At 29.4% G+C, this 19,162-nt stretch carries 17 protein-coding genes and 1 other RNA gene; 9 read left to right on the top strand and 9 right to left on the bottom strand.

Annotated features, from left to right (window positions below):
• The first annotated feature begins 424 nt into the window (after positions 1 to 424).
• The 7 genes from rho to I4U58_RS05995 all read left to right on the top strand — a co-directional run bounded on the left by rho (position 425) and on the right by I4U58_RS05995 (position 7,420).
• Positions 425 to 2,086, top strand: a complete 1,662-nt coding sequence (gene rho, locus I4U58_RS05965; protein WP_195930119.1) for a transcription termination factor Rho — start codon at positions 425 to 427, stop codon at positions 2,084 to 2,086.
• Positions 2,087 to 2,268: 182 nt separating this feature from the next.
• Positions 2,269 to 2,469 carry a 50S ribosomal protein L31 gene (gene rpmE, locus I4U58_RS05970; protein WP_039906460.1) on the top strand — a complete coding sequence of 67 codons (201 nt, stop codon included), beginning with the start codon at positions 2,269 to 2,271 and terminating at the stop codon, positions 2,467 to 2,469.
• Between the two features lie 210 nt (positions 2,470 to 2,679).
• Entirely contained in the window at positions 2,680 to 3,591 is a 912-nt protein-coding gene (locus I4U58_RS05975) for a DUF1385 domain-containing protein (RefSeq protein ID WP_195930120.1), read from the top strand.
• Positions 3,592 to 3,601: 10 nt separating this feature from the next.
• Positions 3,602 to 4,453: a peptide chain release factor N(5)-glutamine methyltransferase gene (prmC, locus tag I4U58_RS05980; RefSeq protein ID WP_195930121.1), complete on the top strand. Its 852-nt coding sequence runs from the start codon at positions 3,602 to 3,604 to the stop codon at positions 4,451 to 4,453.
• 12 nt (positions 4,454 to 4,465) lie between these two features.
• Positions 4,466 to 5,530: a peptide chain release factor 1 gene (gene prfA / locus I4U58_RS05985; RefSeq protein ID WP_195930122.1), complete on the top strand. Its 1,065-nt coding sequence runs from the start codon at positions 4,466 to 4,468 to the stop codon at positions 5,528 to 5,530.
• Between the two features lie 169 nt (positions 5,531 to 5,699).
• Positions 5,700 to 6,380 carry a ZIP family metal transporter gene (locus I4U58_RS05990; RefSeq protein ID WP_195930123.1) on the top strand — a complete coding sequence of 227 codons (681 nt, stop codon included), beginning with the start codon at positions 5,700 to 5,702 and terminating at the stop codon, positions 6,378 to 6,380.
• A gap of 20 nt (positions 6,381 to 6,400) precedes the next feature.
• Positions 6,401 to 7,420 carry an L-threonylcarbamoyladenylate synthase gene (locus I4U58_RS05995; RefSeq protein WP_195930124.1) on the top strand — a complete coding sequence of 340 codons (1,020 nt, stop codon included), beginning with the start codon at positions 6,401 to 6,403 and terminating at the stop codon, positions 7,418 to 7,420.
• Between the two features lie 70 nt (positions 7,421 to 7,490).
• On the opposite strand, the gene ssrS is transcribed toward I4U58_RS05995, so the two are convergent.
• Positions 7,491 to 7,678, bottom strand: a non-coding RNA gene (gene ssrS, locus I4U58_RS06000) — 6S RNA.
• Positions 7,679 to 7,823: 145 nt separating this feature from the next.
• Positions 7,824 to 8,699: a hypothetical protein gene (locus I4U58_RS06005; protein WP_243269568.1), complete on the bottom strand. Its 876-nt coding sequence runs from the start codon at positions 8,697 to 8,699 to the stop codon at positions 7,824 to 7,826.
• Between the two features lie 313 nt (positions 8,700 to 9,012).
• Between I4U58_RS06005 and I4U58_RS06010 the strand changes: the two genes are divergently transcribed.
• On the top strand, positions 9,013 to 9,390 hold the full coding sequence (locus I4U58_RS06010) for a hypothetical protein (protein WP_195930125.1): 378 nt from the start codon (positions 9,013 to 9,015) through the stop codon (positions 9,388 to 9,390).
• A 100-nt stretch (positions 9,391 to 9,490) separates the two neighbouring features.
• Here I4U58_RS06010 and I4U58_RS06015 read toward each other — a convergent pair whose 3' ends face one another.
• The 5 genes from I4U58_RS06015 to hutH all read right to left on the bottom strand — a co-directional run bounded on the left by I4U58_RS06015 (position 9,491) and on the right by hutH (position 16,118).
• Complete coding sequence (locus I4U58_RS06015; protein ID WP_195930126.1) at positions 9,491 to 10,132, bottom strand: cyclodeaminase/cyclohydrolase family protein; 642 nt, start codon at positions 10,130 to 10,132, stop codon at positions 9,491 to 9,493.
• 30 nt (positions 10,133 to 10,162) lie between these two features.
• Positions 10,163 to 11,440 (bottom strand): imidazolonepropionase, encoded by a 1,278-nt coding sequence (gene hutI / locus I4U58_RS06020; RefSeq protein ID WP_195930127.1) that lies wholly within the window; start codon positions 11,438 to 11,440, stop codon positions 10,163 to 10,165.
• A 37-nt stretch (positions 11,441 to 11,477) separates the two neighbouring features.
• A complete protein-coding gene (gene ftcD, locus I4U58_RS06025) occupies positions 11,478 to 12,371 on the bottom strand; it encodes a glutamate formimidoyltransferase (RefSeq protein WP_195930128.1) in 894 nt (297 codons plus the stop codon).
• Between the two features lie 103 nt (positions 12,372 to 12,474).
• Positions 12,475 to 14,499: a urocanate hydratase gene (locus I4U58_RS06030; protein ID WP_347708166.1), complete on the bottom strand. Its 2,025-nt coding sequence runs from the start codon at positions 14,497 to 14,499 to the stop codon at positions 12,475 to 12,477.
• Positions 14,500 to 14,546: 47 nt separating this feature from the next.
• Positions 14,547 to 16,118 (bottom strand): histidine ammonia-lyase, encoded by a 1,572-nt coding sequence (gene hutH, locus I4U58_RS06035; RefSeq protein WP_195930130.1) that lies wholly within the window; start codon positions 16,116 to 16,118, stop codon positions 14,547 to 14,549.
• A 240-nt stretch (positions 16,119 to 16,358) separates the two neighbouring features.
• On the opposite strand from hutH, the gene I4U58_RS06040 reads away from it, so the two are divergent.
• A complete protein-coding gene (locus I4U58_RS06040; protein ID WP_195930131.1) occupies positions 16,359 to 17,270 on the top strand; it encodes an AraC family transcriptional regulator in 912 nt (303 codons plus the stop codon).
• Between the two features lie 56 nt (positions 17,271 to 17,326).
• Here I4U58_RS06040 and I4U58_RS06045 read toward each other — a convergent pair whose 3' ends face one another.
• Together I4U58_RS06045 and I4U58_RS06050 are read right to left on the bottom strand one after the other, a co-directional pair.
• Positions 17,327 to 17,821 carry an acyl-CoA thioester hydrolase/BAAT C-terminal domain-containing protein gene (locus I4U58_RS06045; protein WP_243269569.1) on the bottom strand — a complete coding sequence of 165 codons (495 nt, stop codon included), beginning with the start codon at positions 17,819 to 17,821 and terminating at the stop codon, positions 17,327 to 17,329.
• Between the two features lie 222 nt (positions 17,822 to 18,043).
• Entirely contained in the window at positions 18,044 to 19,057 is a 1,014-nt protein-coding gene (locus tag I4U58_RS06050) for a LacI family DNA-binding transcriptional regulator (RefSeq protein ID WP_195930133.1), read from the bottom strand.
• Positions 19,058 to 19,162: the final 105 nt, after the last annotated feature.

Raw genomic sequence — 19,162 nt, forward strand, 5'->3', positions numbered from 1 at the left:
GTGTTGTTAATATGGGCGGAAATAAGGCAAAAACAGAATCTGTAGTTATGAGAGGAAAAACAGGAACTATAAGATTTGTTAATGCTATACATAATCTAGATAAAAATGAAATATTAGTGGATTTAATGAAAAAATATAATATGGAATAAGAGAATAAAGATATATAAAATAATCTATTGTATTTATACTACGATAGATTATTTTTAATTTATAAATAATTATAAGATAAAAGTTACTAATGAATTAAAATGTAAAATAAAGGCTATAAATATGTATTTTATTTTATTTATTGACCATAATACAAAAATAATGCTATTATTAAGTTGTTATTATGTTCGAACTTATAGTAAAAACAACTTCTCTTTTTCATGCCGTTTATTTCCAATGAAACTATTAAAAATTGAGAGCAAGGAGGTCTAGTTTTTTGAATACAGAAAATATCAATCTAAATGATTTAAATAATCAAACACTAGCTCAATTAAGAGAAATAGCTAAAGAGCTAAATATCAAATCAGTTACTAAGTATAAAAAAGCTGAACTGATTGATAAAATAAATGAAAATGCTAACAAATCAAGCAATAGTGACTCGGACGAATTAAAACAAAATAATAAAAAAGTACAAAACATTGAAGATACGGCTAAAAAATACAATGTGAAAAAGGAAGAGAAAAATACTCAAATAGATGATTATAATAGTGCAAATTTAGAAAATACAAAACAACCAGCATTTAAATCTGAAAATAATAAAAATAATAAATACGATAATAGAAATTACAATAATAAGAATAATACTCAACAAAATATAAATACACAAAGAAATTATAATAAATTTCAAAAAAATGATAATAAACAGTTAAATAATAATGAGAATAAGCTTTCTAATAATGATTTAAAAATTCAAAAAAGTAACAATATAAAGGGAAATTATACACCAAAAGTAGTAGAAGAATCTAAAATAATTAATGAGTTTAATACTTCTAAAGAAGATGAAGTAGTAGGTGTATTAGAAATATTACCAGATGGATTTGGTTTCTTAAGAGGTTCAAATTATTTATCAACAGAAAACGATGTATATGTATCACCATCCCAAATAAGAAGATTCAATATGAAAACAGGGGATAAAATAAGAGGTATAACAAGACATCCAAAAACAGGTGAAAAATTTAGAGCACTTTTATTTGTTCAAAAAATAAATGATGAAGACCCTGAAACAGCAATACAAAGAAAAGCCTTTGAAACATTAACTCCTATATACCCACAAGAAAGATTAACTTTAGAGAAACAACCAAATGAAATATCTACAAGATTAATCGATTTAATATCACCAATAGGAAAAGGACAAAGAGGATTAATTGTTGCACCCCCAAAAGCAGGTAAAACAATTCTTTTAAAAAGTGTCGCAAACAGTATAGTTAAAAATTATCCAGATGTAGAATTAATAGTACTATTAATTGATGAAAGACCTGAAGAAGTTACAGATATGAAAGAGTCTATTAATGCAGATGTTATATATTCAACATTTGACCAAGTATCAAGCCACCATGTAAAGGTAGCTGAAATGGTTTTAAATAGAGCTCAAAGACTTGTTGAACATGGAAAAGATGTAGTTATCTTATTAGACAGTATAACTAGATTAGCTAGGGCGTATAACTTAACTATTTCACCAACAGGAAGAACTTTATCTGGAGGTTTAGATCCAGGAGCATTACATGGACCTAAAAAATTCTTTGGTGCAGCTAGAAATATAAGACAAGGTGGTTCACTTACAATCCTTGCAACTGCACTAGTTGAAACTGGTTCAAGAATGGATGATGTTATATTTGAGGAATTCAAAGGAACAGGTAATATGGAATTAAATCTAGACAGAAAATTAGCTGAAAAGAGAATATTCCCTGCAGTTGATATTTATAAATCTGGAACAAGAAGAGAAGATTTATTATTATCAGACAAAGAAAAGGCTGCTTTATGGAAATTAAGAAAAGAAATGAGTAACAGTTCTATCTTAGAAGTAACAGATAATATATTAGAGGCATTAAAAAGAACAAAAACTAATGAAGAGTTTATAAATAATATAAATGGAATTTAACAAATTTTGTAATAAATAAAATTGGAAATAAAAAGTAAAATAACTAATAATAAAAAGTAAAGAGTATGAAAAATGCTTGAACCCTTCAAAAACATATGATATAATGTGATAGTTGATATTGAAGAAGTAAAAAAATTAGTATAATTAATTTTAAAATATAAAAGAAAAAAGAGGTGACAATGATGCAAAAAGATATACAACCAAAATACAATGAAGTAGAAGTACGTTGTGCTTGTGGAAATACTTTCATGGCTGGTTCAACTAAGGACGAAATAAGAGTTGAGATTTGTTCTGAATGCCATCCTTTCTATACTGGAAAACAAAAGAATATAGAAAAAGGTGGAAGAATCGACAAATTCAAAAAAAGATTCAACATGGAATAATATTCATAAAAAACAGGGGTTGGTTTTTCCAACCTCTATTTTATTATGCATAGGAAATTTATTTTAAGATAATTCTAATAAGCACAAGGGATGTACAAAATAAAAGATTTTTTATTTTCTAACATGCCCTTTTTTAATATTATAAATTTGATATAATAGTAGTTGTGTAAAATTAATATGTTAACTTAATCTTAGGTTAAGGAGAGAATTATGAATAAAGACAAATTAGGGAAAGTTGGAGGCCAGGCTGTAATAGAAGGTGTGATGATGCAATCACAAGATTATAGGGCCATTGCAGTTAGAAAATCTGATGGGGAAATAGAAGTAAAAAAAGAAAGAATCAAAAGCTGGGTAAAAGATAAAAAAATAGATAAAATCCCATTCTTAAGAGGAGGTTTTATCTTAATAGATACAATGATCAGCGGAATGAATAGTTTAAACTTCTCATCATCTTTCTTCTTAGATGATGAAGAAGAGGAAGATGCTATAGATAAATTTCTTAAAAAGGTATTTAAAGATAAAGCTAATGATGCAATTATTGTAGTATCTTTAATAATATCAATATTACTTTCTATTGGAATTTTTGTGTTAATACCTACTTTTCTAGGGGGATTATTTGCAAGAATAATAAATAACCATATAGTACTTAATTTAATTGAAGGCGCAATTAGAATTGCAATATTAATACTATATATGGCGTTAGTCTCTTTAAATTCCGATATCAAAAGGTTATTTCAATATCATGGAGCGGAACACAAATCAATTTATTGTTATGAAAATGACTTAGAGTTAACTGTAGAGAATGCACGAAAATTCGGCAGATTACATCCTAGATGTGGAACTAACTTTTTATTTATAGTTATGTTTACATCAATTATATTGTTTTCGTTTTTTGGATGGCCAAATCCATTACTAAGAGTAACAATAAGGATTGTATGCATTCCAGTAGTAGCTGGCATAGCTTATGAAATAATCAAGTTTCTTGGTAAATATAATAATATTTTGAGTAAAATTGTTGCATATCCGGGAATGATGATGCAAAAAATAACAACGAAAGAACCAGATGACGAACAATTAGAAGTTGCTTTAGCAGCGCTTAAAGCAGCATTAAATGAAAAATAAGAGGTAGTTTATGACTATTAAAGAAATACTTATACAATATTCTAAAGAACTAGAAAATATAAGTGATACACCTAGATTAGATGTAGAAATGCTTCTAAAAAAGGCTTTAGGAGATGTTGATTCTATGTATATAAGAATGTACTTAGATAAACAATTAACTGAAGAACAAGAAAAATATTTTCTAGAAATGATAAAAGAAAGATTGAATGAAAGACCGATTGCTTATATTATAGGTAATAGAGAGTTTATGGGATTAGACTTTTTTGTACAAGAAGGTGTATTAATTCCTAGGCCGGATACTGAAACATTAGTGGAAGAAATAATAAATATATGCAATAATAGAACAGGATTGAATATTTTGGATATAGGTACAGGTTCAGGAGCAATCACGATAAGCCTAGCAAAATATTTAGATAAATCACATGTAATATCAGCAGACATTTCTGATATTGCTTTAGAGATAGCATCAAAAAATGCGATTTCTAATAATGTAGATGAACGAATAGATTTTATTAAATCAGACGTATTTTCAAATGTACCAAAAGAAGAAAAATTTGATTTAATCGTATCTAATCCACCATATATCAGAAAAGCAGATATAGACGGATTAGATAGACAAGTAAAAGATTTCGAACCTTATAATGCGCTAGAAGGTGGAGAAGATGGACTTGATTTTTATAGAAAAATTACAAAGGAATCTAAGGCTTTTCTTAAAAATAAAGGAATTTTAGCATACGAAGTGGGCCATGACCAAGCACAAGACGTAAGTCAAATTATGCAAGAAAATGGCTTTGAAGGTATATATACTAAATGCGATTTACAAGGATTCGAAAGAGTAGTAATAGGATTTTATAATAATTAGGAAGGTGAAAAGATGTTAAATAAGCTGCAAGTATTAGAAGATAAATACAAAGAACTTACAGAAAAAATCAGTGATATAGAAGTTATCAATGATCAAAAAACATGGCAAAAATACATGAAAGAACATGCTGATTTAGAGCCAATCGTAATGAAATATAGAGAATACAAAGAAGTTGTAGACAATATAAAAGAATCAAAAGAAATACTAGAAGAAGAATCTGATGAAGAATTAAGAGAATTAGCTAAAATGGAATTATCTGATTTAGAATCTAGAGTAGAACCAATAGAAGATGAACTAAAAATATTATTATTACCAAAAGACCCTAATGATGAAAAGAACGTTATAGTTGAAATCAGAGGTGGAGCAGGTGGAGATGAAGCTGCTTTATTCGCTGGAGACTTATTCAGAATGTATTCAAGATATGCAGAAAGAAGAAGATGGAAAACAGAACTTCTAAGTGCAAGTGATACAGGAGTAGGTGGATACAAAGAAGTTTCTTTCATGATAAAAGGGAAAGGTGCTTATTCAAGACTTAAATACGAATCAGGAGTTCACAGAGTACAAAGAATACCATCAACTGAATCAGGCGGAAGAATCCATACTTCAACAGCAACAGTTGCAGTTTTACCAGAGGTAGAAGATGTAGAAGTAGAAATCAATCCAAATGACTTAAGAATAGACGTGTTCAGAGCATCTGGTAATGGTGGACAATGTGTAAATACAACTGACTCAGCAGTAAGAATTACACATATACCAACAGGAGAAGTAGTTTCTTGCCAAGATGAGAAATCACAGTTAAAAAATAAAGAAAAGGCTATGAAAGTATTAAAAGCTAGATTATATGATAAAGCATTGGCTGAACAACATGATGATATAGCAGCTGAAAGACGAAGCCAAGTTGGTACTGGTGACAGATCTGAAAGAATAAGAACTTACAACTTCCCACAAGGTAGAGTAAGTGACCATAGAATAAATCTAACATTATATAAATTAGACTCTTTCTTAGATGGAGACTTAGATGAAATGATAGATTCACTTATAACAGAAGATCAAACTAAAAAAATGTCAGCTATATAATAAGTATAATGAGCCAAATGATTTAAGAATATCATTTGGCTTTTTTATAAAAACTATAATAAAATGACTTTCTAAAACCTTATACTAAATATTAACTCTCCCAAATATTAATTTTAAATATTTTGGCCTCATATAATTAAATAAATTAAATTTTGAGGAGAGGACAAAGATGATTTTAAAAATTACTTTAATTGGTTTAATGGCAGGCGTATTAGGAACTGGTTTAGGCGGAGTTTTATCTGGAATCTTTAAAAAAAAGGTAGATAAGTACATAGATTTTTTTATGGGTTTATCAGGTGGCATAATGTTAGCAGTTGTAGTATTTGACTTAATGAAAGAAGCAATAGACCAAAAGGGTATCTGGATAACAGTAATTGCAACTTTATTGGGTGTAATTATAACAATGCTTATAAAAGAAAATTTACATATGTCTAAAGATAAACAAGCTGGATACCTTATATTTATAAGTATTTTACTACATAATTTGCCAGAAGGATTAGCTATTGGTTCATCTTTTGTATCAGCAGAAACTTTAGGATGGACACTAGCTTTAGTAATAGGTATACATAACGTTCCAGAAGGACTTGCTACTGCACTTACCCTGGCAGGAACTAAAATGAAGACAAGTAACATAATACTATATACAGTTATAGCAGGAATTCCTATGGGAATTGGAAGTTTTCTCGGTGTATATTTTGCAGGAAACTTTAATTACCTAATTGGTGTATTTTTATCAATTGCAGCAGGAACTATGTTGTATGTTGTTCTTGAAGAAATATTGCCAAGAACTACAAATCTTTTTTGCATAATAGGATTTTTAATAGGAACAATAATTGTATATTGCATCTAAATTAAAAGAGGTGGAATAAAATGGATACATTGATTAGTAAAATTGACGTAGACAATATAGACATGGAACAAATAAAAAAACAAGCAGAAATTTTGAAGGCTGGTAAAACAGTAATATTTCCAACAGAAACAGTTTATGGATTAGGAGCCAATGCTTTAGATGAAGATGCAGTTAGCAAAATTTATGAAGCTAAAGGTAGACCGAGCGATAATCCATTAATCGTACATATTGGTGACAAAAAACAAATATATAATCTAGTTTGTGATGTGCCTGAACAAGCTGAAATTGTAATGGATAAATTTTGGCCAGGACCTATAACTATCATCTTAAAGAAAAAGGATATAATTCCTGAAAGAACAAGTGGTGGTTTAGATACAGTTGCAATTAGAATGCCTTCAAACAAAATAGCAAGTGCGCTTATAAATGAAGCAAATCTTCCAATTGCAGCTCCATCAGCAAATATATCTGGTAGACCATCACCAACAAGAGGAGTCCATGTTTATGAACAGATGAATCATAGAGTGAGTGGTATAATAATGGGAAATGACTGTGTATATGGATTAGAATCAACAGTTTTAGATTTGACTGGTGATATTCCAACAATTTTAAGACCAGGAAGTATTACAAAAGAACAACTAGAAAAAGAATTAGGAAACGTTCAATTAGACCCAGCATTAGCGAAAAAAGAAGATAATATCAAAGCTAAGGCACCTGGAATGAAATATACACACTATTCACCAAATGCAGATGTATACATAGTAGATGGTGAACAATCGAAGGTTATTGATAAAATAAATAAATTAACAGAAGAAAATAATGCTAAAAATTTAAAAACATGTATTATATGTCTAAAATCTAACGAAAAATGCTATATAGGAAAAACTATATGTCTAGGAGAAACTTTAGATGATGTAGCTTCAAATCTATTTGATGCATTAATACAAGCAGATAAGGAAAAATGTGATATAATATACTCTGAATCGTTTACAAATGAGGGTATAGGATGTGCAATAATGAACAGGCTTTTAAAGTTGGATTAGCAGGTGTTTCAAGATAAAAAGCTAAACCAATTTGGTTTAGCTTTTTAACTTCACTTTAATCATTAAAATATAAAATCCCAAAACACCGTTGGGCCCATAAATTCAGTCCCGAGAATCCTCCCAGGTGGGTGATCTGTAGATAGTTTCTAATTTCTTATATAAATACAAGATATATTTACTCCGCTACCTAACTCCAATCTCCCGTAAAATATTTGTCGGTTGAATTTAAAGGTCACCATTCGTATGCCTCAGGATTTTATATGTTTATTATATAACAAAATCTAAAAAATTTAAAGTCTTTTTCTATGGTAATTTTAGAAAATTTTTTAAAATCTTTTCAGAAAATTTCTATGTAAATATAATTTATATTATAAATCTGATTTACGGTTGAAATTTCTAGATTTTAATCATATCTATTTTTATCATATCTATCTTCATCTTCTTCATAGTATTCTCCATATTCATAATCATATTCATTATAGTCTTCATCATATTCTTCCATATCTTCTATATCATCACTTTTTTGTTGTTCTTCTAAATTATCCCCTCTCAAAAGACTTCCTAATAATTTAATATTATTTGAACTTCCTAAATTACTTATATCTGCTAAGGAACTTAGTGAAAATCCGCCTTCTCCATCTTCTGGTAAAAATAACTCGGCAAATAAATCAATTTTCTTTTTCATGTCTATTGCTTTTTCTACTGATTCTTTTCTCTTTTCTGGAAATACCTCTAAAATTTCTTTTATCATCATATTCTTTTTGTCTTCTTCATCCATATTTCTAAAAAATTCACTTTCATCTTCTTTTTCTAATATATCCACATCATTTAATTTTTTAATTCCTTTAACTAAATCTAATATACTTTCCATCTTTATTAATATTTTTCGTTCTTCAGAGGACATATATTTCTTAGTTCTTGTTATAATCTCCATTCCCCTGTCTAAATCTTCTTCATTTAAATCCATAAGTTTTATTCCGGTCTTTAAATCATCCACATTATATTTTATAGCATTATCAATGGAATTACTTTTATGCCTACTACTCTTTTTAATTTTTTTTATTTTTTTAATCTTTTTTCCCCTTGGATTTGACAATGAAGTAGATTTCTGGCTTTGATGGCTTTTACTGTTTTGTTTTACTTTTGGAACTAATTTTTTATTATCTTTTTTATCTATCTTTAAACTATCGTTCGATACATTCTTATCTTTATTACCGAACAAAGACGTATTTCCATTGCTCAGAGCTAAAAGTCCAAGTATCAACAATAAATTGTTCAATACAAGTCCCCCCTTTTATAATAGGTATAATCCATACAATATCTTAACATATATTTTAAAATATGATTCTTTAATTGTTAATGTTCCTATTAATTAATATATCTATATATAATATTATGATTAAAATCTTCCATATATTATATTTAATTAAGAAGTATATTTTCTTCTCACTTTTTAATAAACATTTCATATAATATGAATATATTAAATCTTTTACTAATGTATATTTTTTCAATTATAGTATTAACTTTTATTAGAAGTCTCATATAAATTATATATAATCATTATTTTTAAGCTGAGAAAGGAGTTTTCTATGAAAAATTCAAAGAAAAAAATAGATAAAATAGACAAAGATACTTTAGAGAAATTTGCAAAAGATAAAAATATCGACAAAAATAAAATAGAAGATATAGCTAATAGCTATCAAGGCAAATCTGAAGATGAACTTTTAGATGAACTTATCAACATCGGTAAGAATTTAAAGGGGAAAGAAGAAGTCGTATCTAAATTTAAGAATTTTTTAAATCCAGAACAACAGCAAAAACTAGACTCTATTATGAACAAAATATCTGAAGCAGAAATACAAGATAAGATAAATTCTAAAAAAGCTAAAAATAAAAAATCAGCTTCACATCATAGCTCATCTGGCAAAAAAACTGTAAAAAAAGTCAAAAGAGTAAAAAAGGGATAATAGGATAATAAAAAGGTATTGAAATTTAACTTTTCAATACCTTTTTTCGTGATATGTAAAATTATAAATTTAAAAAGAGAACTATATTTTTAATTTATAATCAATCTAGTTGTTTATGTATATTTGAAATTATATTATCTTTTATTTCATTGCCTTCTGATAGTATTTCTTTGCATCCATCTCTATATTTATCATAAATTTGTTTGTCTTTAATTTGTCCTAAATTCACTTTTACATTTAATATTGCGCCTTCCATACCTGCTGATAGCATTAAAGTCCCAACGCCTATATCTGTTATCGCGTTTTGATTCCCATTTTTAATCAAAAAATCTAGTAATCTTAAGGCTTCTAATGAAAGACTTGCTGTTTTATATGGTACCTCAATAGAAAATATTGTAGCTTCTTGTATTGCTTTAGCTCTCAATTGATTTTGTTCTTCTGTTTCTTTAGGCATTTTTACTACCTTCATAAATTCATTAAATGATTCTGTATCCTTGTCTACTAAAGTAGATAGCTCTTTTCTTATCTCTCCTAGTTTATCAAATCTAGCTTTGAACTCTTCTTTTGTTTTTTCGTCCAATTGTTCAAACTTCTTTTTTTCAAAACTAAGATGAGCCATCATTCTTGCAAGTGAAACCCCTATATCACTTGCTAAAGCTGATACAGAACCTCCTCCTGGTGCTGGCGAATTTGAATCTACTTCGTTTGTAAAATCAGCCACGCTCATATCAATTAATTTCATATCTTTCCCCCCTATACACCTTATTTATATTTATTGTTTTTTATTATAAACTGCAACCTTATCATCAACTACTAATTTCCCATTTTTATAGACTCTTTGGGTATGATTTATGCCAAAATGATACATTAAGTATTCAACATTAGGAGCGTCAAATACCACAAAATCTGCATTTTTACCAACTTCTAGTGAACCTATTTCATCCGCTCTATCTATAGCATATGCTGCATTTATCGTAACTGATGTAAGAACTTCATTTGGAGTCATATTTAGATGTAGACATCCCAACTGCATTACAAATTGTAGATTTTCGCTAGGACAACTTCCCGGATTATAGTCACTTGATAAACTCACTATAGCTCCCATATCTATCATTTTTCTACAATCAGCATAATTTTTATTTAAGTTAAATGATGTAGCAGGAAGTATATTTGCCACAACTTTATTTTCTACCATCATCTTTATGCCTTTATCACTAGCTGCCATAAGATGATCTGCAGATATACATCCTAATTTTGCTGCTAACTCTGCTCCTCCTAAAGACTCAATTTCATCAGCGTGTATTTTTAATTTATATCCCATTTTTTTTGCGCTACTTAGTATGTACTCGCTTTCTTCTATACTGAATACTCCTTCTTCGCAAAATACATCACAAAATTCTGCCAGTCCCATATTTTTTATTTTCGGCAACATTTCATCTACTAATATATCTATATATCCTTTATGATTTTCTTTGTACTCTTGTAAAATAGCATGTGCTCCTAAAAAAGTATGTACTAAGTCTATTGGATGAGTTTTATCTAATAGTTTAGCTACTTCTAGTTGTTTAATTTCTGTATTTAATTCTAATCCGTATCCACTTTTTGCTTCTATTGTAGTTACTCCAAACTCTAACATTCTATCCAAGCTTTTTTTAGCTTTTTGGTATAACTTTTCTTTTGATGATTCTCTTGTAGATTTTACAGTACTTAATATTCCTCCACCATTTTTCAAAATTTCTATATAAGGTATCCCATTTAATTTCATCGAAAATTCATTTTCTCTTGAACCTCCATGAACTAAATGTGTGTGTGAGTCTATAAGTCCAGGTGTTACTAAAAGCCCCTGTGCATCGTGTATTTGTGTATTTGGACCAATAATATTTCCAAATATATCTCCTACTCCTATAGCTAGTATTTTACCGTTTTTAACTGCTATATACGCATCTTCTATTATCTGAGTGTTATTCATCTCTTCTTTTACTTTAAAATTTGATGAACCCTGCATTGTAACTAATTTCCCAATATTTTTTAAAATCAAATCGGCTTTCATTGTACTTCCCCCGCTTTATATACAAGTATTTAAAAATTTATTCCATTAAACTAGTTTCTAAAACTTTATCTAGTGTAAAATTTTCAAGCCCTAAATAATATGATGCCACATCGACAAGTGCCTCCATAGGACAAAGACCGACTATTTCGCTGCCTATAATATTTACTCCATATCTTTTAGCTTCCATTTTTACCGCCTCGAACGCTCTGTACATACTCGTTTTTGTATAGTCTGTTAAATTCATTGTAACTTGAGTCATATTTTTCTCTGGTACTTCTACAGGGCCCGCTTTTATATATCTATATCCACCATTTGAATGTCTAATTGTTTTTGCTATTTTTGATGCTATATCAATATTTGTAGTATCTAGATTTATGTTATAAGCAATTAATGGTCTTCTAGCTCCTATAGCAATTGCTCCTGCTGTTTTATGTTTTTTATTAACACCATAATCTGGAGTCCAATTAGTATCTTCTAATTTTTTATCTAGTCCTTCAAATTCTCCTTTTCTAACTGTTGCTAAGTTTTCTCTTTCACCTCTAGTAGCTGCACATTCGTATAAAAATACAGGTATTTTATATTCTTTTGCGACTTTTTCACCAAGCTCATTAGCTAGTTTAATAGCATCATCCATATCCATATCTTTTATAGGAATAAATGGGCAAACATCAGTAGCACCAAATCTAGGGTGCTGTCCCTTATGTTTATTCATATCTATAATATCTTTTGCCACACCTATAGCTTCAAATACTGCATCTTTTACCTTTTGGGGCTCTCCTATTATCGTAACTACTAATCTATTGTAATTTTTATCAGCTTCATAATTTAATAGTTTTACGCCTTCTTTTCCTATTAAAGGATTAATTATTTTCTCTATCTTATCTAAATCCCTGCCTTCACTAAAATTTGGTACACATTGAACTATAGCCACAATCTTATCCTCCTTGTATATAAATTCCTAGCCCAAAAAAATTGTATTATTGAGCTAGGATAATATTTTTATACATAATATATTTAACTTACTTAAGTCTTATTTAAAAAAACTTTTTATCTCCAACTGTTTTTTCAATTAAATCATCATCAACTAAAAACGGTAGTGTTATATGATCTTTTCCTTCGCACATTTTGTTGTATTCTATTACAGTGTCGATTGAGTTGTCATTTCTAGCCCAAGCACGTCTTGCAACGCCACTCATAACATCCCATGGCATAGCAGTTCTAAGTATGTCATCAACTCTTTGTGAACCATCTAGAACCATACCAAATCCACCATTGATTGATTTTCCTATTCCAACTCCTCCACCATTATGAAGAGCTACTAAACTCATTCCTCTTGCACAGTTTCCAGCAAAGCAGTGAGTCGCCATATCTGCCATTATATTGCTTCCATCTTTTATGTTTGAAGTTTCTCTAAATGGTGAATCTGTTCCAGATACATCATGGTGATCTCTTCCCATCATAACTGGTCCAATTTCGCCACGTCTTACCATATCGTTGAATTTAAGTGCTATTTTAGTTCTTCCAATTGCATCTTGGTATAGTATTCTCGCCTGTGTTCCTACTACCAAGTTATTCTTTTCTGCATCTCTAATCCATATCCAGTTGTCTCTATCTTGATATCTCCTATCTGGGTCTATACATTCCATTGCAGCATGGTCAGTTTTTATTAAGTCTTCACGTTTTCCACTTAAACAAACCCATCTAAATGGTCCATAACCAAAGTCGAATAATTGAGGTCCTAATATATCTTCAACATAAGATGGGAATATAAATCCATCTTTTTCATCTATTTTATTTTTAGATATTTCTTTTCCACCTGCATCATATACAGCCTTCATAAAACTATTTCCATAGTCAAAGAAGTAAACGCCTTTGTCGTGTAATATTTTTATTAATTCAAAATGTTTTAATAAAGTTTTATCTACTAATTCTATAAATTTTTCTTTGTCATTTGCCAAAAGTTCTGTTCTTTCTTCAAAAGTGATTCCTTGTGGACAATATCCTCCATCATAAGGTGCATGGCAAGAAGTTTGGTCTGACAGTAAATCAATATGTATATCATTATCTACTGCGTATTGAAGTAAATCTACTATATTCCCATGAAATGCTATAGCGCAGGCTTCCCCTTTTTCAATTTCTACTTTTGCTAAGTCGAATGCTTCTTTTGGACTTTGTGTAACCTTGCTAATCCACCCTTGGGTATATCTAGTTTCTATTCTCGATGAATCTACTTCCGCTATTACTCCAACTCCACCAGCAATTTCTACTGCCTTACCTTGGGCTCCACTCATCCCGCCAAGACCTGAAGTTACAAATAATTTTCCTTTTAAGTTTTTATCTTTAGGTATACCAAGTTTTAATCTACCTGCATTTAATATTGTTGAATATGTACCATGAACTATTCCCTGTGGACCTATATACATCCAACCGCCAGCCGTCATTTGACCGTAATTTGCAACACCAATTGCAACTGCCCTTTTCCACTCTTCTTGATTGTCAAACATACCTATCATTAGAGAGTTTGTGAGAATTACTCTTGGTGCATCTGGTTTAGATTTAAAAAGCCCTACTGGATGACCAGAATGTAGCACTAAAGTTTGATCTTGAGTAAGTTCTTCTAAATATTTTTTTGTAAGTTGATATTGCATCCAATTTTGAAATACTTGTCCAGTCTCTCCGTATGTAACTAATTCATAAGGATAAAGCGCTACATCAAAGTCGAGATTGTTATCTATCATAACTTGAAATGCCTTACCTTCTATACATTTTCCTTTATATTCATCTATTGGTTTTCCATATATTTTTCCTTCTGGTCTAAATCTATATCCATAAATTCGTCCATATGTTAATAATTCATCTAAAAATTCGGGTGCTAATTGTTCGTGATATTGTTGTGGTATGTATCTTAAAGCGTTTTTTAATGCTAGTTTTATATCTGAATTTGTCAATTTTGATTCACGTTTAGGTGCTCTTCTTATATGTTCTTGAAATGCTGGAATTTTATCTGGAATTTTGTCGAGTTTGATAGTTAAAGCTTTATTTATCTCTTCATTTCTTATATTTAAATTATTCAATTTAAATTCCCCCTTAAATTTTCCTGTGTAAATTAAAGTTTTAAATCGCTAACTATTTCTTCACCTACTAATAATTTTTTTCCTATAGCTTTTTCTACTGCTTTTACTAATAAATTTTCTTTTATAATATCTTCACAAATATTTATATCTTTATACATTATTCTATCTTTATCTACAAAAGGCGTTCTCTCTCTTATAATTTTATATGCTTCTTCTGTGCCTTTTCCTAGTTTTTTCTTTCCTCTTAAGTCTATAGCTTGTGCTGATGCTAGTATTTCCATAGCTAATACTTTTCTAGCATTATCTAATATATCTCTAGCGTGTCTCGATGCTATAGTCCCCATAGAAACATGATCTTCTTGATTTGCTGAAGATGGTATTGAATCTACACTTGCTGGATGAGAAAGTACCTTATTTTCAGATACTAATGATGCTGCACTATATTGAACTATCATAAATCCTGAGTTAACTCCGCCTTCGTTAACTAAAAACGCAGGAAGACCGTGACTAAGTGCTGGATTTACCATCTTTTCAAGTCGTCTTTCTGATATATTAGCAATTTCTGATAAAGCTATTCCCAAAAAGTCAAAGGCAAGTGCCATAGGTTCTCCGTGGAAGTTACCTCCAGATATAATTTTTTGATTTTCACCAGGAAATATTATAGGATTGTCTGTTACAGAGTTCATTTCTATTTCAACTTTTTTAATTACATAATCAAGAGCATCTTTACATCCTCCATGAACTTGTGGCGAACATCTTAAAGTATATGAATCTTGTATACGAAGGTCGCCTTGTTCTGTAGTCATTTCACTTCCTTGTAATATTTCCAAAACATTCTTTGCTGTATTAAACTGTCCCTTATGAGGTCTTACTAAATTTACTCTTTCATCCATAGCACAAGTTATACCATTTAAACCTTCCATAGTAAGGCCAAGTGCTATATCTGCAGTTTTCATTAAGTTTATAGCATCATAGGCAGTTATTGCCCCAATTGCTGTCATGCATTGAGTTCCATTATTTAAACTAAGTCCTTCTTTTGAAGATAAATACTCTAAAGGTTTTATACCTGCCTTTTCAAGTGCATCTTTAGAAGACATTTTTTCACCTTTATATATAGCCTCTCCTTCTCCTATCATAGTTAGAACCATATGAGAAAGTGGAGCCAAATCTCCAGAAGAACCAAGAGAGCCTTTTTCTGGTACTATTGGATGAACACCTTTATTTAACATATCTATTAAAATTTGTAGTGTCTCAAGTCTTATACCTGAATATCCTTTTGATAATGCATTTATTCTAAGCAACATCATAGCTCTTACGATTTCTTCTGAAAGAGGATTTCCAACACCACATGCATGACTTCTTATTAAATTGATTTGAAGTTTATGAGTATCTTTCTTAGATATGACTACATCTGAAAATTTTCCAAATCCAGTTGTTATACCATAAGAGACTTTTTCGTTTTCTACTAAGTCATCAACTATGGCTCTCGATTTTTTTATTCTTTCAACTGCATTTTCTGTAAGCTCAACTTTGTGATTAAATCTACTGACTTTAATTAAATCTTCTAAAGATAAATTATATCCGTCCAATTTAATTATGCTCATATTTAAGACCTCCTTAATTTTTATTTTATACAATGAAAATTTTATAGATTTTTTATAGATTTACTAAACAAATATTAATTTTAGGCTGAAAATTTCTGACATTTGAATTATTCTTTACGTGACTTGCTAGGGTGTTATGTTATAAGTATAATTAATAATATAAATTATATCTATAAGGATTTTATCAATTTCTATAACTATATTGCGCTAAAAGTTCATTATATTTTAGGAGGGATTGTTATGAAGAGAAAAATAATTGTTGCAAACAATCTATTAGAAAAGAAACAGTATGGTGATTATACTTTTCCTATTGATTTCGATTATAATACCTTATTTGCTTATGAATATGGATTTTTAGATTATCACTGGCATTATGAAATGACTTTTTCTATAATTTTAGAAGGCTCTATGGAGTATAGAGTTAATGACAAGATATACAATATGAAAAAGGGAGATGGATTATTTATAAATTCTCATACATTGCATACTGCTAAAGGCTATAATAATAAAGACTGTGCATTTTTGGCACTTATGTTTAGACCAAATTTTATTTTTGGCCATGAAGAAAGTATAATAAAAACTAAGTATATTGATATAATTGAAAATTCTACTCAATGTCCGGCATTTTTCTTAGATTCTAAAAATAAAATTCACCAAAATATTATATCTATAATACTTCAAGCAAGTAATATATTTTATGAAAAGAAATCTTGTTATGAATTATTAATCAAAAGCAAAATATGTGAAATGTGGTCATTATTTTTTAATGAGGTCAGCTCTATTTTACAAGATGAACAAATCTTTAATTCAAACGATATTATAAGACTTTCTAAAATACTCAACTTTATACATAGCAATTATCAAAACAAAATAACACTTTATGATATTTCAGAATCATGCAATATAAGTAAAAGCGAGTGCTGCAGATTTTTCAAAAAGGCGACCAAACAAACTCCTTTTGAATACCTTTTAAATTATCGTATTAAAAAAAGTATACCTCTTCTTTTAAGCGATAATTTAAATATCACCGAAATCTCAGAAAATGTCGGCTTTTCAAACGCCAGTTATTACACAGAAATATTTAAAAGAGTTATGGATTTGTCGCCTACTAAATATAAAAAGGAAAAATTAAAAAGTATTTCTTCTTTTTAAAAAATCATAATCTATTTAAAAAGAGCTATTGCCTATTAATTTTTTATTTTATGTATTTATCTTTCTTTCCATTTTTCGATTGCTTTTCTGACTTTTTTGTCGATATCTATGCGTGTTTTTTTACACTCATCAGGATACTTTCTCGCTTCTTTAAATGCTAATTTGACAAATATGCCAGAAAAGACCGGAATCATTTTTTTAAGCATGCTTTCTGGAAATATAAAATGTGTACCATGCTCATAAGTTGCAACTATAACATTACACTCATGATTTGTATTTTTTAGCCTTTCTTCCATACGTCTGATATACCTAACAGTGTCCCACAAAACATCATCAGATGCTCCTATAAGCACAAGATCTCCCTTTATATTTTCAACCTTAATCATTTCTTCTTCCTTAAGTGGATGAACTTTTTCCGAATCATCAAATAATTTCCATGAATTAATCATATCTCCAGTTCGTTTACTTTCTGATTTTATAAGTTTCCAATAATCAGGATGTTTGTAAGCAAAAGGCATATAAGGCAATGCTTCACCCCTATAAGAAAACAATGACTCACCTTCTATAGGCCATTCTTTGCATCCGTCTTTTTTACCTTGCATAAACCCTTGCCAATTATATCACATAGTGAGAGCGATTCTCATCTCATACATTATTAAGATGGATATAATTTCCTTAGAATTAAAAAACGGCATAAGTTACATTGCTGTAAATTATGCCGTTATTTTAAAAAATTAAAATTCACCAGTTTAAGCCTGTTGGATTTTCTTTTTTTATTTTTTTTCGATTACACTTTCTCTTTCAATTATCTCATATGGTAAAACGAATTTCTTTTCTTCAAGTGGTTCATCATTTATCATTTTTATTACCATTCTCATAGCTACAGCTCCCATATCATAAAGTGGTTGACCTACTGTAGTTAATTTTGGACGATACATTTTAGAAAGCTTAGTATTGTTGAATCCTGCTACAGAAATATCTTCTGGAACATTATAACCTTTATCAAAGATAGCATTTATAGCTCCTATAGCAGCCTCATCACCTGTCACAAATACTGCATCAGGTTTTATACCTTCTTCTAATAAGTCTGACATTACTCTATATCCGCTATCATGATCAGTATTTCCATATTTTATTATATCTGGATTTACATTTATATTATTATCAGTTAATGCTCTTTCGTATCCTCTTCTTCTTTCTGTTTCAAGTATAGTATCAGCTTCACTAGTCATTATAAGAGCTATATCTTTATGTCCTTTATCTATTAGATATTTTGTCATATCATAAGTAGCATCTTCATTGTTAGTACTTACTGTATATACATCGAAAGTTTGAGCTGTTTTACTTATATAAGTTGCAGGTATACCACTATTGTTGATTGATTGTATATGGTCTTCATCTAACGTCCATGAAATCATAACTATCCCTTCAACTTGTTTTGCTCTTAATAAATCTATACTCTTTAACTCTTGCTTTTTCTCAGAATATGTATTTGCTAATAATATATCATATCCGTACATTTTTGTAACGCATTCTATACCATTTACAATTTCATTTACGAATGAATCTGATACTTCTGGTACTATAACACCTAATAACTTACTTTTCTTAGTAACTAAACTTCTTGCAAGAGGATTTGGAACATATCCTGTTTCTTTTATTACATCTAAGACTCTTTGTTTAACTTCATCCGTAACTGGCTTTGAGTCATTTATTACTCTTGAAACTGTAGATATTGAAACTCCAGCTAATTTTGCAACGTCTTTTATTGTAACGTTATTTTTCATTATTTTTCCTCCTTATTTTATTCTCGTTTCATATGCACTTATAATTTTTAAGTAAGGTTGTCTTCCTGTCATTAGTTTTGTTATTTTTTCTAGGCTTACATCTTC

Origin of the sequence: Clostridium sp. 1001270J_160509_D11, from assembly GCF_015667935.1 — a bacterium.
Taxonomy (GTDB): Bacteria; Bacillota; Clostridia; order Peptostreptococcales; family Peptostreptococcaceae; genus Intestinibacter.

Coding starts and splice junctions, on each gene's coding strand:
- hutI (WP_195930127.1), bottom strand. CDS start 11,440: ATGAAAGCCGATTTGATTTTAAAAAATATTGGGAAATTAGTTACAATG.
- hutH (WP_195930130.1), bottom strand. CDS start 16,118: ATGAGCATAATTAAATTGGACGGATATAATTTATCTTTAGAAGATTTA.
- I4U58_RS06050 (WP_195930133.1), bottom strand. CDS start 19,057: ATGAAAAATAACGTTACAATAAAAGACGTTGCAAAATTAGCTGGAGTT.
- I4U58_RS05975 (WP_195930120.1), top strand. CDS start 2,680: ATGAATAAAGACAAATTAGGGAAAGTTGGAGGCCAGGCTGTAATAGAA.
- I4U58_RS06015 (WP_195930126.1), bottom strand. CDS start 10,132: ATGAAATTAATTGATATGAGCGTGGCTGATTTTACAAACGAAGTAGAT.
- rpmE (WP_039906460.1), top strand. CDS start 2,269: ATGCAAAAAGATATACAACCAAAATACAATGAAGTAGAAGTACGTTGT.
- prmC (WP_195930121.1), top strand. CDS start 3,602: ATGACTATTAAAGAAATACTTATACAATATTCTAAAGAACTAGAAAAT.
- I4U58_RS05995 (WP_195930124.1), top strand. CDS start 6,401: ATGGATACATTGATTAGTAAAATTGACGTAGACAATATAGACATGGAA.
- I4U58_RS06010 (WP_195930125.1), top strand. CDS start 9,013: ATGAAAAATTCAAAGAAAAAAATAGATAAAATAGACAAAGATACTTTA.
- I4U58_RS06040 (WP_195930131.1), top strand. CDS start 16,359: ATGAAGAGAAAAATAATTGTTGCAAACAATCTATTAGAAAAGAAACAG.
- I4U58_RS05990 (WP_195930123.1), top strand. CDS start 5,700: ATGATTTTAAAAATTACTTTAATTGGTTTAATGGCAGGCGTATTAGGA.
- prfA (WP_195930122.1), top strand. CDS start 4,466: ATGTTAAATAAGCTGCAAGTATTAGAAGATAAATACAAAGAACTTACA.